We start from the raw sequence: 13706 nt of genomic DNA, 5'->3' as shown, positions 1-13706 counted from the left end.
TCTTTAGAAAACGCGTTGAGCACGGGAGCCGAGCCCGGCGATGCCGCGAAAGACACGAGCTGCCTCGAGCATCTCATTTAGGAGTGACGGATGAATCAAGAGATCACTAATCTCTTTGCCCCACAGGCCCAGACCCAGTCATTCGACCAGATTCGGATTTCCGTCGCAAGTCCGGAAAAGATCCTGTCCTGGTCCTATGGCGAAATCAAGAAGCCCGAAACCATCAACTACCGCACCTTCAAGCCGGAGCGGGATGGGCTTTTTTGCGCGCGCATTTTCGGTCCGATCAAGGACTATGAGTGCTTGTGCGGCAAATATAAGCGGATGAAGTACAAGGGCGTCATCTGCGAAAAATGCGGCGTGGAAGTGACCCTGACCAAGGTCCGCCGCGAGCGCATGGGCCATATCGAGCTGGCGGCTCCCGTCGCGCATATCTGGTTCCTGAAGTCGCTGCCGAGCCGCATCGGCCTGATGCTCGACATGACGCTCAAGGATCTTGAGCGGGTGCTCTATTTCGAGAGCTATATCGTCGTCGAGCCCGGCCTCACCCCGCTGAAGGAGAAGCAGCTCCTGTCCGAGGATGAGTTCCTCAAGGCGCAGGAGGAGTTCGGCGAGGACAGCTTCACCGCCGGCATCGGCGCCGAGGCCATCCGCGACCTTTTGATCGCCATGGACCTGGAGACGCTGCGCGACGAGATCCGCGTGGAGATCGCTCAGTCCACCACGGATCTGAAGCCGAAGAAGCTTGCGAAGCGCCTGAAGGTCATCGAGGCCTTCATCGAATCCGGCAACCGCCCGGAATGGATGATCCTCACCGTCGTCCCGGTTATTCCGCCGGAATTGCGCCCGCTCGTCCCGCTGGACGGCGGCCGCTTCGCCACGTCCGATCTGAACGACCTCTATCGCCGCGTCATCAACCGCAACAACCGTTTGAAGCGGCTGATGGAGCTGCGCGCGCCTGACATCATCGTGCGCAACGAAAAGCGCATGTTGCAGGAGTCGGTCGACGCCCTGTTCGACAACGGCCGCCGCGGCCGCGTCATCACCGGCGCCAATAAGCGCCCGCTGAAGTCGCTCGCCGACATGCTGAAGGGCAAGCAGGGCCGCTTCCGGCAGAACCTGCTCGGCAAGCGCGTCGACTATTCCGGCCGTTCGGTGATCGTGGTCGGCCCGGAGCTGAAGCTGCATCAATGCGGCCTGCCGAAGAAGATGGCGCTGGAGCTGTTCAAGCCGTTCATCTATTCGCGGCTGGACGCCAAGGGCTTCGCCGCCACCGTCAAGCAGGCCAAGAAACTGGTCGAGAAGGAGAAGCCGGAAGTCTGGGACATCCTGGACGAGGTCATCCGCGAGCATCCCGTGCTGCTCAACCGCGCGCCGACCCTGCATCGCCTGGGCATCCAGGCGTTCGAGCCGGTGCTGGTCGAGGGCAAGGCGATCCAGTTGCATCCGCTGGTCTGCGCGGCCTTCAACGCCGATTTCGACGGCGACCAGATGGCCGTTCACGTGCCGCTCTCGCTGGAAGCCCAGCTTGAGGCCCGCGTGCTGATGATGTCGACCAACAACATCCTGCACCCGGCCAACGGTGGCCCGATCATCGTGCCCTCGCAGGACATCGTGCTCGGCCTCTACTACCTGTCGCTGGCGCGTGACAACGAGCCGGGCGAAGGCAAGATCTTCGGCGGCGTCGCCGAGATCCAGCATGCGCTCGACAATGGCATCGTCACCCTGCACACCAAGGTGAAGGGCCGCTTCAAGAATATCGGCCCCGATGGCGAGCCGGTCACCCGCGTCTATGAGACGACGCCGGGCCGGATGCTGCTGGCTGAAGTGCTGCCGCAAAAGCCGGGCGTCGGTTTCGAGCTGGTCAACCAGCTCCTGACCAAGAAGACCATCGCCAAGCTGATCGACGCCGTCTACCGCGACTGCGGCCAGAAGGAGACGGTGATCTTCTGCGACCGCATCATGGCACTCGGCTTCAAGCACGCCTGCCGTGCCGGCATTTCCTTCGGCAAGGACGACATGGTGATCCCGCAGACCAAGGCGAAGATCATCGCCGACACCCAGGATCTCGTGCGCGATTACGAGCAGCAGTACAATGACGGCTTCATCACCCAGGGTGAGAAGTACAACAAGGTCGTGGACGCCTGGGCAAAATGCACCGACCGCGTCGCCAAGGAGATGATGGACCGGATTTCCTCCGTCCAGCTCGACAAGGAGACCGGCCGCGAGATGCCGATCAACTCGATCTACATGATGTCGCATTCGGGTGCTCGCGGCTCGCCTGCGCAGATGAAGCAGCTCGCCGGCATGCGCGGCCTGATGGCCAAGCCGTCGGGCGAAATCATCGAGACGCCGATCATCTCGAACTTCAAGGAAGGCTTGACCGTTCTCGAGTACTTCAACTCGACCCATGGTGCTCGCAAGGGCCTCGCCGACACGGCATTGAAGACGGCCAACTCCGGCTATCTGACGCGCCGCCTCGTCGACGTGGCGCAGGATTCGATCATCACCGAGCAGGATTGCGGCACCGACAAGGGCATCAAGATCACCGCGGTGATCGATGCCGGCGAGGTCGTCGTGGGCCTTGGCGACCGTGCGCTCGGCCGTACCGCGGCCGACGATATCGTCGCTCCGGCGACCGGCAAGGTCATCATCAAGTCGGGCCAGCTCATCGAGGAAAGCGAAGCCAAGGCGATCGAGGACGGGCAGGTGCAGGAAATCCGCATCCGCTCGGTGCTGACTTGCGAAACCCGCAACGGCGTCTGCGCCGCTTGCTACGGACGCGATCTGGCACGCGGCACCCGCGTCAATCTTGGCGAGGCTGTCGGCGTCATCGCCGCGCAGTCGATCGGCGAGCCTGGCACGCAGCTCACCATGCGCACCTTCCATATCGGTGGCACGGCGCAGGTGGTGGACTCGTCCTTCATCGAGACCAACTTCGCCGGCAAGATCAAGATCCGCAACCGCAGCGTCAATCGCGACGGCCAGGGACGGCTTGTGGCGATGACCCGCAACATGGCTGTGATCGTCACGGATGAGGACGGCAAGGAGCTTGCCACCTACAAGATCATCCAGGGCGCGCATATGAAGGTCGACGAGGGCGACACCATCAAGCGCGGCGCGCGCTTGGCGGAATGGGACCCTTACACCCGTCCGATCCTGAGCGAAGTGGATGGCATCGTCGATTTCGAGGATCTGACCGAGGGCCTGTCGGTCAACGAGCAGACCGAAGAAACGACCGGCATCACCCACCGCGTCATCATCGACTGGCGCGCGCATCCGAAGGGCTCGGTGCTGAAGCCGGCCCTGGTCGTCAAAGACAAGAAGGGCAAGCTGCATAAGCTCGCCCGTGGCGGTGAAGCACGCTACCTGCTTTCGGTCGAGGCCATTCTCTCGGTCGAGCCGGGGCAGGCGGTGAAGGCGGGCGACGTGCTGGCGCGTATTCCGCTGGAATCGGCCAAGACGCGCGACATCACCGGCGGTCTGCCGCGTGTTGCCGAGCTGTTCGAGGCTCGCCGTCCGAAGGATCACGCCATCATCGCCGAAATGTCCGGCACGGTGGAGTTCGGCCGCGACTACAAGAACAAGCGCCGCATCACCATCAACCCGGATGACGAGAGCCTGCAGGCCATCGAATATCTCATTCCGAAGGGCAAGCATCTCTCGGTGCAGGAAGGTGACCGCATCGAAAAGGGCGAGTTCATCATGGACGGCCATCCGGCGCCGCACGACATTCTGGCGATCAAGGGCGTGGAGGAGCTTGCCGCTTACCTCGTCAATGAAATCCAGGACGTCTACCGGCTGCAGGGCGTGACGATCAACGACAAGCATATCGAGGTGATCGTCGGGCAGATGCTGCAAAAGGTGGAGATCGAGGATCCGGGCGACACCGACCTGCTCAAGGGCGAGCAGATCGACCGGGTCGAGCTGGAGGACGCCAACGCCATCATCGAGAAGAATGGCGGGCGCCCGGCGAAGGGCAACCCGGTGCTGCTCGGCATCACCAAGGCGAGCCTGCAGACACGCAGCTTCATCTCCGCCGCCTCCTTCCAGGAGACGACCCGCGTGCTGACCGAGGCGGCGATCGCCGGCAAGGTCGATACGCTCGACGGCCTGAAGGAGAACGTCATCGTCGGCCGGCTGGTCCCGGCCGGCACGGGCGGCATGATCTCGCGCCTGAAGAAGATCGCCGCGCATCGCGACGAGCTGATCGTGGCCGAACGCGGCCGCGGCCAGGTGGACAAGCCCGGCGAGCCGGCGCTGCCTCCGGTGGCCGAGCGCCAGGGCGCGCAAGCTGCTGAATAGGCTGAGATATTGAATGAGAGCGCGCCGGGTTGTCCCCCGGCGCGTTTTTTTTGGCCATAATGTGGACGGAAAAACGCGGCTGGTTAACGGCTTGTAAAATTTTCCCGTCTAATTGCCGCTTATGCTTGGAAAATCCATAAATTTTGGCTATTTTGGTCACCTGCACTGCGCTGACGCTAGAAAGCCTCCCGCGCAGGCCGGTTGAGGGAAAAGCTGTCTTTCCGTCCCGAACGCACCGGTGACTTGCAGCTAGGGGCAGATGAGCTAAGACGACAAACGAAGCCGAAACATCCGAGTGCGTTTCGCGTATTCTGACGTGCAGCGCGTTCGAGGGATATTTGGCGTTTGTTTATTGGGAGTGTCATCGAATGTCGGGGGATAGACCCGTGAAGCGGCCTGGACTGTTTTTGGCCGCGATGCTGACCTTTTGTGGCGGCGGCTTTCTTGGGGGCGAGATTGCCCCGGCCCGCGCCGAAGAGACCGGCACACTGCGTTCCGAATTGATCCCTCAGAACGAGATATTGGTGCAAAACCAGGGTGCGGGCGACAGCTTGCCGGTCACCTACAATGTCCGGATCAGCAAGGAAACGGACCGCATCAAGCTCAAGGGCAGCATGTCCTCCGAGGAGGACTACAAGACCCTGATCGGCCTCGTAAAGGCCAGCTTCCCCTCCGCCGACCTGACCGACCGGGTCAAGGTGCGCGAGCAGGCCGCGGTCTCCGAAGTCAAGGTGGGCGGCTTGAGCTTTGCCTTGAAATTGCTCGGCTATCTCGAAAGCGGCCAAGCCTCCGTCGACAATAACGGCCTCGCCATCGAGGGCGCGGCAAGCAACGGCGCGGTGCTGAGCGAAGTCCGGGAATTCATCGAGCGCGACAAGCCGACCGGCGTCGCCCTTCGCAATATTCGCATCGCCCCTCCCGCCCGCGTCTGGGCGGCGACCATCAGCCCCGACGCCACCTTACGCATATCCGGTGTGATGCCGGATGAAAGCGGCAAGAACAAGATCGCCGCCGCAGCCCGCCGCGCTTTTTCCGAATGTGAGATCACCAACAACACAGCCGTTAACGCCAGCGTCCCGGACCGATGGACGAAGGCGGGCCTGCACGCGCTGAAACTGCTGCGGCTGTTGAACCGCGGCACCGTCGAAGTCACCGACCAGACCATCCAGCTCAAGGGCGACGCGCCGAGCGAAACCGCCCTCCAGTCCATAGACCTTCTCGCCAGCGAATTTCCCAGCGGTTTCGCCCTGAAGAGCGAAGTTACCGCGCCCATGCGCCCCGGCGTCGCCGCCATTCCTCCGGACGAGACTCTGCATTAAAGCGGACGGCCGGTCGCGAAACCGGCCGGAGAAGGCCAATGCAACTCAAGGCAAGCTGTCATTGCGGACGGACGCAGTTCGAGGTCAGCGAGGCGCCGGCCAGCGTGACGCGCTGCACCTGTTCCTATTGCGCCAAGAGCGGCGGCCTATGGGCTTATTACAAGCCGGAGCAATTCCGGCTCACGAGCCCCGCCGAGAATGTGGCGACCTATCTGTGGAACACCTTCACCGTCAAGCATCGCTTCTGCGCGACTTGCGGCTGCACGACCTACGGGGAATCGCCGGATTTCTCGAGCGGCGAGCCGGATTTCGACAATCCGAAAATTGGGGTCAATGCCCGGCTGTTCGATGATTTCGACCTCGACGCCGTACCGGTGCAGGTCATCGACTGCAGGAATCTTTGGTAAGCCCATCGCCGCTCAGAGCTTGACCGCGAGCACCTCCATGAATGCGCGCCGGTCCTTGCAGACATCATAGCGCGCCGGGCGGAAGCCGTGGTCCGCCAGCAGCGCGTAAAGCCGCTCGCGGGTGAAATTGTGGTGGTGCTCGATCTCGCCCCAATAGGGATCGCCCCCCGCGGCATCGAGGGCGCGCCAGACCGAAGTCGCCATGTTCGGCATCGCCAGGAACAATGCGCCGCCCGCCGCCAGCAGGCGATGCGCGGCGCCGAGGGCGGCACGCGGGTCGCGAAGGCGCGGGAACCCCTCGACCATCGAGATCGCGCCGAACCGGCCGGGCGCGTCGAGCGCTTCCAGCGGGCAGGCATAGGCTTCATAGCCCAGCGCCCTGAGCGCCTCGGCATTGTCGCGGCGCAGGTCGATGGCGGCGGGCCGGAACCCCCATTCCTCCGCCGCAAACATCAGCGCGCTGTCGCCCGCTCCGACATCGAGCCAATCGCCCAGCGGACCGGTCCTGGCCACCTTATCGACGATCCGGGCGCAGGATAGGCGCCGCGCCTCGATGTCCCGGCAGCCGGGTGGCGGCGGCACGACCTTCGCGGCGATCAGCTCCGAGGCCATCGGCGTGAAGGTCGCCTCGGTAAAGACGTGCCCGCAGGCTTCGCAGCGCAGCCACCGCAGGATCGGCGGCAGCATCGAATCATAGCGCGGGTGGCGGGTGCAATCGGCGGCCTTGAACAGCGGCGTCTCCCGGCCGTCGCAGAGCGGGCAGGCCTCGTAGCGGATGCGCATAGCGGGGCGCTCGGCGAGCGTCTCCTGCGCCGGCTGCGGCGGCAGCAAGACGGGCGGCTTAAAGCTGCGGGGCGCGGGCGCGGCATCGTCGACTTCGGCGACGCTGAAGGGGCGCGGCCCGTCCCCGTCATGCAGCTCCGCCATGTGCTCGAAGGCGGCTTCCAGGCCGCGCGTATAGCGCGCCGCGTCGAACAGGCGCGCGCCCTGCCGGTTCAGCCGCAGCCGGTCGCGGATGGCGGCCAGCCCATCCGGATCGCGCGCCAAAGCCAGCGCCATGGTCTCATATTGCTCGGGCCAATAGGTGATGAGCTCGGGACAGCCGACAGCCCGCAGCAGGCTGCCGCAGACGCGTCCGACAAAGCTCTCGCCCGCGCAGGTCAGCACCGGCAGGCCGGCCCAGATCGCGTCGCTCGCGGCCATGCGGGCATTCACCGGCAGCGTGTCGAGAAAGAGATCGGCATGGCGGTGGCGTGCAAGATGCTTGGGGAACTCCAATTTCGGCGCGAAGACCAGCCGGGCCGGGTCCAGGCCCATCGAGGCCGCCTTCGCGCGCAAAGATTCGCGCACCAGCGCATGGCTCTCCAGCAGCCACAGCACGCTTCCCGGCACGCCTTGCAGCAGCCGCACCCACAGCGCGAAATTTTCCTGCGAGATCTTATAGCTGGCATTGAAGCAGCAAAAGACGAAACCCTGCGCCGGCAGTCCGCATTCGGCGCGGGAGGGTCCGTCCCAGACGATCGGCCGTTTGGTGTCGCTCGGCTGATAGCAGCCGGGCAATTGGACGATCTTCTCATCGTAGAAAGGCTGCTGGTCCATCGGCAGGCTGAAATCGTCAGCGATGACATAATCGATGAAGCTTGCGCCCATCGGCCCGGGATAGCCGAGATAGCTGACCTGGATCGGCGCCGGGCGGCAGGCGAGGATTTCCGGACGCGCGCCCGGCAGATAGCCATTTAGGTCGACGAGAATGTCGATGCCGTCATGGCGGATGCGGCGGGCGGCGTCGGCATGGGCGAGCGGAGCGATGACGGCGAATTTGTCCACCCCCTCCATCAGGCGGCGGCGGGCGTCGCTGCCATCGTCGCGGCCGTAGCAATAGCCGAAAATCTCGAAACGCCGCCGGTCGTGCCGCTCGATCACCCCGGTGAGCAGGCTCGGCGCGGCATTGGCGCGGAAATCGGCCGAGAGATAGCCGATGCGCAGCCTGTCGCTGCCCGAGGCGCTGCGCAATGGCCGGTGCGAGGACGGCACGGCGGCGGCGCGCGTCAGGCCATTCGCCCAGGCGCGGGCGCTCAGCAGATGCGCCTCGGGGCCGCAATGCATGTTCAGCACCGGCAGCGGCGCGATGCGATGGCCCTGGCGGAAGGTTGAGGCGAGGATGACCTGTTCGGCGGCGGCGATGCCGTCCCAGTCGCAGGCCTGGCGTCGCAGCCGGTAATGCTCGGCAAGCGCTTGCGGCTGGCTCGGCGCGATGGCCAGCGCCTTGGCGGAGGCCGCGAGGGCGCCGTCGAGCTGGTCCTCGGCCGAGAGCGCGCCGGCGAGATTGACATAGGCGACGACCAGTGCCGGCTTGAACTCCAGCGCGCGCAGATAGGAGGCGGCGGCGTCGCGATACAAGCCCTTCTGAGCCAGCGCCACGCCCAGATTGGAATAAGCCTCCGCATAGTCCGGCTTCAGCCCGATGGCGGCCCGGCAGGCCTCCAGCGCCTCGCCATGGCGGCCCAGGTCGCTGAGCGCGACGCCGAGATTGTTTTGCGCCTCGGCATAATCGGGCCGCAACCCGATCGCCCTGCCATGGGCGCGGATGGCGTCATCGATCTGGCCGGCTTCGTGCAGCGCACAGCCGAGATCGGAATGCACCGGGCCGTAATCCGGCTTCAGCGCGATGGCGCGCCGGTAGGCGTCGATGGCCTCGGTATTGCTGCCCGCCGCGCGCAAGGCGTGGCCGAGCGCGATCAGCGCTTCGGCATGGCTCGGTACCAGCGTGACCGCCTGACGGCAGACGGCCAGCGCCTCGTCGGTCCGGCCGAGCATGACCAGCGCCGCGCCGAGGCTGGCATGCGCATCCGCCGAGCCCGGCGCTATGGCGACGGCCCGCCGGTAGCATTGCGCCGCGTCGCCGAATTTGCCCCGCGCCTTGAACACCGCGCCGAGATTGGCATAGGCCGGCAGAAAGCCGGGCTTGAGCGCGATGGCCCGCTCGCAAGCGGCCTGCGCCTCGGCCATCTCGCCGAGGTCCTTCAGGATCACCCCGAGATCGGAATAGGCTTCGGCAAGCCCCGGATGCACGGCGAGGCAGCGCCGCATCAGCCGCGCCGCGCGCTTCAATTCGCCCTGCTTATAGGCGATCAGCCCGAGCAGATGCAGGCTCCGCCAGCTCCCCGGCTCCAGGGGAACGATGCCCTCGATGACCGGGGTGGCCTCGTCCAACCCCTCAGCCTTGAGATAGCCGATCGCCTGAAGCTTACGGTTCGCCAGCGGCGGGGGACGCGACGGCGTTGCCGCCTCCTGCCGGTTCTTTAAGTCCATAAGCGCTCCGCTTCCTCTTTCCGGCCAGTTAGGCCGTGAAACGCCTGCGCGAAGCTGACTTCGGGGAGATGTGGAGCGGGCGGCCTGTATTTCCTGTTCGGCCCACGCGGATCCGGTGGGCGGCGCGGCATCCGAATCACCGCCTGCGGTGAAGAGGCGCAGCCATTAGGCGGGCGCTCCGGGCCTTTGCGAGCGTCCGACCGGCAAAACCGCCTTGGAATGGCTCGCGAATTGCGATTGCACGCGAGGCGCGTCCCTGCAAAACCTTTGCCCATTTGACGCGGGGCGGGCAAGCTGCTTAGATTCTCCTTGACTGTCAGCGCTTATATCAGGACCGAGCCATTGACCACGCGTCAGCGACCGACGGTGATGCAGCGCGCCAAGGATCTTCAGCTTGCCAAGGATCTGACGTCTTCCGCCTTCGGGGCGGCGGGCGAGGGGGCGAGCGTGAATGGTCTGAATGAGCGTTCGCGTGCCGTCTTCCGGATGATTATCGAGACTTACCTGTCGACCGGCGATCCCGTCGGCTCGCGCAATCTGAGCCGCAACCTGCCGATGACGCTGTCGCCGGCCTCGGTGCGCAACGTCATGGCCGACCTGGAAGCGCTCGGCCTGATCTACGCGCCGCATACCAGTGCCGGGCGCCTGCCGACCGAATCGGGCCTGCGCATGTTCGTCGACGGGCTGCTGGAGCTCGGCGACCTCGCCCATAATGAGCGAGCACATATCGAGGCGCAGATTTCTGGCCCGCGCGGCCTTAACGATTTGTTATCCGAGGCCAGCGAAATGCTGTCCGGCCTGTCGCGCTGCGCCGGCGTCGTGCTTACGGAGAAGCTCATTCAGCGCATCAAGCATATCGACTTCGTCAGCCTCGACGCGACGCGCGCCCTGATCGTACTGGTCGGCGAGGACGGCACCATCGAAAACCGGGTGCTGGCCTTGCCGCAAGGCCTGCCGTCCTCCGCCCTGGTCGAGGCGACCAATTACCTTACGTCGCGGCTGCGCGGGGCGACGCTCAGCGAGGCCAGAAAGCGAATCGAGGAAGAATTAACCGCAAAGAGGGCCGAACTTGACGAATTGACCGCGAAAGTGGTCCAGTCGGGCCTTGCGCAATGGTCCGGCGGCAAGGAGGATACCAAGAGCCTCATCGTGCGCGGCCAGTCGCATCTGCTCGACGATTTGAAGGCCGTCGAAGACCTGGAGCGCGTGCGGCTCCTGTTCGACGACCTGGAATCCAAAAAGGATATCATGCAATTGCTGACCCTGACGGAACAGGCGGACGGCGTGCGCATTTTCATCGGGTCAGAGAATCAATTGTTTTCGCTGTCCGGATCTTCGCTCATTGTGGCTCCGTTCAGCGATACGGAACATAAAATTGTCGGTGTTTTGGGGGTGATAGGGCCCACGCGCATGAACTACGCCCGGATTATCCCCATGGTTGATTACACGGCGAAGCTGGTTGGTCGCCTCCTGACTTGATTATTGCCAGCTTCTGGCCAATATCCGACGAAATTTGCTCCTGTGACGGAGCTCTTCCTAGAGAGGGTAGAACCGCAATGGAAGAAGACAAACGCGGCCCCGACGCATCCGGCGAGGACCCCTTGGGCGGTAGCGATGCGCAGGCCGATGCCGCTTCGCCGCAGGAGCAGGCGATCAGGCTCGCGGCCGAAATCGAGACGCTGAAAACCGAAAATGCCGAGCTGAAGGACAAATCGCTCCGCCTCATCGCCGAGATGGAGAATCTGCGCCGCCGCACCGAGCGCGACAAATCCGAATTCGCCAAATATGCGATCTCCGAATTCGCCCGCGACGTCGTCGGGGTCGGCGACAATATCCGCCGCGCCATCGAGGCGGTGCCGAAGGAAGCCGTGGTGTCGGATCCGGCACTCAGCAGCCTGATCGAGGGTGTCGAGGTGACCGAGCGCGAGCTGCTGAAGGTTCTCGAGCGGTTCCAGGTGAAGCGCTTCGACCCGATCGGCCAGCCCTTCAACCCGCATCTGCATGAGGCGATGACCAAGATCGAGGTGCCGAATGTTGCCGCCGACACGGTCGTGCAGGTGATCCATGCCGGCTACATGATCGACGAGCGCGTGCTGCGCCCGGCGGCCGTCATCGTCGCCAAGGGCAGCAGTAAGGGCAGCGAGACGCCCGGGCCGTCCGGCCCCGGCGCGCAGCAGGCCGCCGATGAACCCATCCCGCCCGGTGCAATGAAAGTGCCGAGCGACGTGGTGTCGTCGTCCGACACGCCGCCCCAGCAGCCGCGCGGCGGGCGGGCCGACGTCCACCAGAACGTGCTCGGCCGTGAGTTCCAGGGCCGCCGCCAGGCGGGCGGACCGGGCAATGACGAACGGGCCGCGCCCTACAGGCGTCAGCGCGGCGCCGGCGGCGAGCCTTTCGGCGAGGGTCGCCCGCAAGGGCTGAACAAGGCGTCCGCATTGCATAAGCCGGTCATCGGCCCGGGCAAGGAATAAGGCTCCGCCGGGGCCGTTTCCGGCTCTCTGGCAATTTTCTCTCACGGTGGATCCCCGCGTCGCGGGGACGGCACCTTCCCACCCTGCCCGCCGGGGTCGATCTTTTCCCACACATGGTGCATTGAATTCCACTGGCGGCCGTCGGGGAACGGCCAAAGCCGCGCCCTAATCGGCGTGACCGCTCAGCCCAGCTTAACCAAGTCGATAAATACCCTCCGGGCGCAGCCGCGAATGAAAGGATTTTCGTGGCCACCTGAGTCATGCCCGAGACGCAATCGGCCTTGCGCGCCCATCTGCCGACCATCCGCTCCCGGCTGATCCTTCTGGTGATGGCCTGCATCCTGCCGGCCTCCCTGATGATCGTCGGCATGATCGCCTATGGCAGCCATGAGGACCGCGTCACGCTGGCCCAGTCATCGCTGGGTACGGCGCGCGCCCTGATGTCGACGGTGGACCGGGATTTGGCTGGAGTGCAGGCCGGGCTGCTCGCCCTCGCCACCTCGCCCCATCTCGCATCGGACGATCTCGCCGCATTCTACGTGCAGGCGGAAGAGGTGCTGAAGACCCTGAAGGCCAACAACATCCTTTTGATCGATGCCAGCTTCCAGCAGCGCCTCAATACGCTCCGGCCATATGGCACCGAGTTGCCGACCATCCTCAATCCGCAATTGCGGAGTGTATTCTCGACCGGAGAGCCGATCATTACCGACCTCTATGTTGGGAGGGTCGCCAATCAATTCATCACCGCCATCGGCGTGCCCGTGCGGCAGGGTGGAACGATCCGATATATTCTCGGCGCCGGCATCCTGCCGGAACGCTTCGCCAGTCTCCTTGCCGAACAGCGCTTCGACCCGGATATTAGAGCTGCTATTTTCGACGGCACCGGCACCATCGTCGCCCGGACCCATGAGATGGACACGTTCATCGGAAGGAAGGGCAATCCCACCGTGGTCGCGCGGCTCGGAGAGGTCGCCGAAGACGCGGTGGATGCCATTTCGGTCGAGGGGATCCCCGTCCTCTCCGTATTCAGCCGTTCCTCGTTTTCGAATTGGTCGGTTACGATCGGCATTCCGAAGCAAATCCTCAATCAGGGACTTTGGCAGAAGCTGACCTGGCTCGTCATCGGCCTGGTGATCCTCCTGGCCGGCAGCCTGGCTCTGGCCTGGGAGATCGGTAGCCAAATTGCGGGGGCGATCCGCAAGCTGGCGGCGCCCGCTCTGGCGCTTGGCTCGGGAGTCGAGGTCACAGTCCCGCGCCTGGACCTTCGGGAGGCGGACGAGGTCGGCTGGGCGCTGACGCGAGCATCCGCGATGCTGATGGCCGCGCAGCACAAGGCCAGCCACGATCCTCTGACCGGCCTTGCCAACCGCACGCTGTTCAATGACATTCTGACCCACCAGTTGGCCATCTGCGTCCGCACGAACAGGTCGCTCTCCATCGTCAATATCGATCTCGACGGCTTCAAGCCCGTCAACGACGAGCACGGCCATGCCACGGGCGATGAAGTGCTGTCCATGGTCGCCGCACGCCTCAAACACGCCATTCGCGACTCCGACCTGGCGGCCCGGCTGGGCGGAGACGAGTTCGCGCTGATCCTGATCCACACGGGCCAAAGGGCCGCCGAGGGGATGGCAAGGAAATTGATCGAGGCGCTGTCGGTCCCCTATGAGATCGGGCCGGTGACGCTGGAGCTGTCGGCGAGCATCGGCATCGCTTCCTATCCGGATGCCGGCACCACCGGCGAGGCCTTGTCGCAGCACGCCGATCAGGCAATGTACACGGCCAAGGCGCTCGGCAAACGCCGCTATTGCACCTATGGCGGCGAATGCGGCAGGTGATCGATTAACCAGATCGGGAGATTCCCGCCGGCCCACCCCGCGAACGAAAGGATT

The 13706-nt window shown here is 64.4% G+C and carries 7 protein-coding genes; 6 read left to right on the top strand and 1 reads right to left on the bottom strand.

The genetic code is table 11. From position 1 onward, the window contains the following. The first annotated feature begins 90 nt into the window (after positions 1-90). From rpoC to BLEFHOIH_RS14640, 3 genes are all read left to right on the top strand, one after another. On the top strand, positions 91-4305 hold the full coding sequence (gene rpoC / locus BLEFHOIH_RS14650; protein ID WP_088346711.1) for a DNA-directed RNA polymerase subunit beta': 4215 nt from the start codon (positions 91-93) through the stop codon (positions 4303-4305). Between the two features lie 386 nt (positions 4306-4691). Then, positions 4692-5624, top strand: a complete 933-nt coding sequence (locus BLEFHOIH_RS14645) for a hypothetical protein (protein WP_125461719.1) — start codon at positions 4692-4694, stop codon at positions 5622-5624. A gap of 38 nt (positions 5625-5662) precedes the next feature. Beyond that, entirely contained in the window at positions 5663-6031 is a 369-nt protein-coding gene (locus BLEFHOIH_RS14640; RefSeq protein WP_088346707.1) for a GFA family protein, read from the top strand. A gap of 12 nt (positions 6032-6043) precedes the next feature. Here BLEFHOIH_RS14640 and BLEFHOIH_RS14635 read toward each other — a convergent pair whose 3' ends face one another. Beyond that, positions 6044-9343, bottom strand: a complete 3300-nt coding sequence (locus BLEFHOIH_RS14635; RefSeq protein WP_088346705.1) for a tetratricopeptide repeat protein — start codon at positions 9341-9343, stop codon at positions 6044-6046. Between the two features lie 342 nt (positions 9344-9685). On the opposite strand from BLEFHOIH_RS14635, the gene hrcA reads away from it, so the two are divergent. From hrcA to BLEFHOIH_RS14620, 3 genes are all read left to right on the top strand, one after another. After that, positions 9686-10822, top strand: coding sequence for a heat-inducible transcriptional repressor HrcA (hrcA, locus tag BLEFHOIH_RS14630; RefSeq protein ID WP_280950373.1), 1137 nt, complete (start codon positions 9686-9688; stop codon positions 10820-10822). A gap of 77 nt (positions 10823-10899) precedes the next feature. After that, the gene (gene grpE / locus BLEFHOIH_RS14625; protein WP_088346701.1) at positions 10900-11814 is read left to right on the top strand and encodes a nucleotide exchange factor GrpE; all 915 of its coding nucleotides are present in this window, start codon (positions 10900-10902) and stop codon (positions 11812-11814) included. 260 nt (positions 11815-12074) lie between these two features. Continuing rightward, positions 12075-13652, top strand: coding sequence for a sensor domain-containing diguanylate cyclase (locus BLEFHOIH_RS14620; RefSeq protein WP_088346699.1), 1578 nt, complete (start codon positions 12075-12077; stop codon positions 13650-13652). Positions 13653-13706 lie beyond the last annotated feature (54 nt).

Source organism: Rhodomicrobium sp. R_RK_3 (genome assembly GCF_002198715.1).
Taxonomy (GTDB): Bacteria; Pseudomonadota; Alphaproteobacteria; order Rhizobiales; family Rhodomicrobiaceae; genus R-RK-3.
The sequence above is the reverse complement of the archived record's forward strand: the minus strand, read 5'-3'. Positions and strand labels throughout refer to the sequence as shown.

Excerpts from the sequence above, each read along its gene's own strand:
- BLEFHOIH_RS14640 (WP_088346707.1), top strand. The coding sequence starts at position 5,663 with ATGCAACTCAAGGCAAGCTGTCATTGCGGACGGACGCAGTTCGAGGTC.
- BLEFHOIH_RS14620 (WP_088346699.1), top strand. The coding sequence starts at position 12,075 with ATGCCCGAGACGCAATCGGCCTTGCGCGCCCATCTGCCGACCATCCGC.
- rpoC (WP_088346711.1), top strand. The coding sequence starts at position 91 with ATGAATCAAGAGATCACTAATCTCTTTGCCCCACAGGCCCAGACCCAG.
- grpE (WP_088346701.1), top strand. The coding sequence starts at position 10,900 with ATGGAAGAAGACAAACGCGGCCCCGACGCATCCGGCGAGGACCCCTTG.
- BLEFHOIH_RS14635 (WP_088346705.1), bottom strand. The coding sequence starts at position 9,343 with ATGGACTTAAAGAACCGGCAGGAGGCGGCAACGCCGTCGCGTCCCCCG.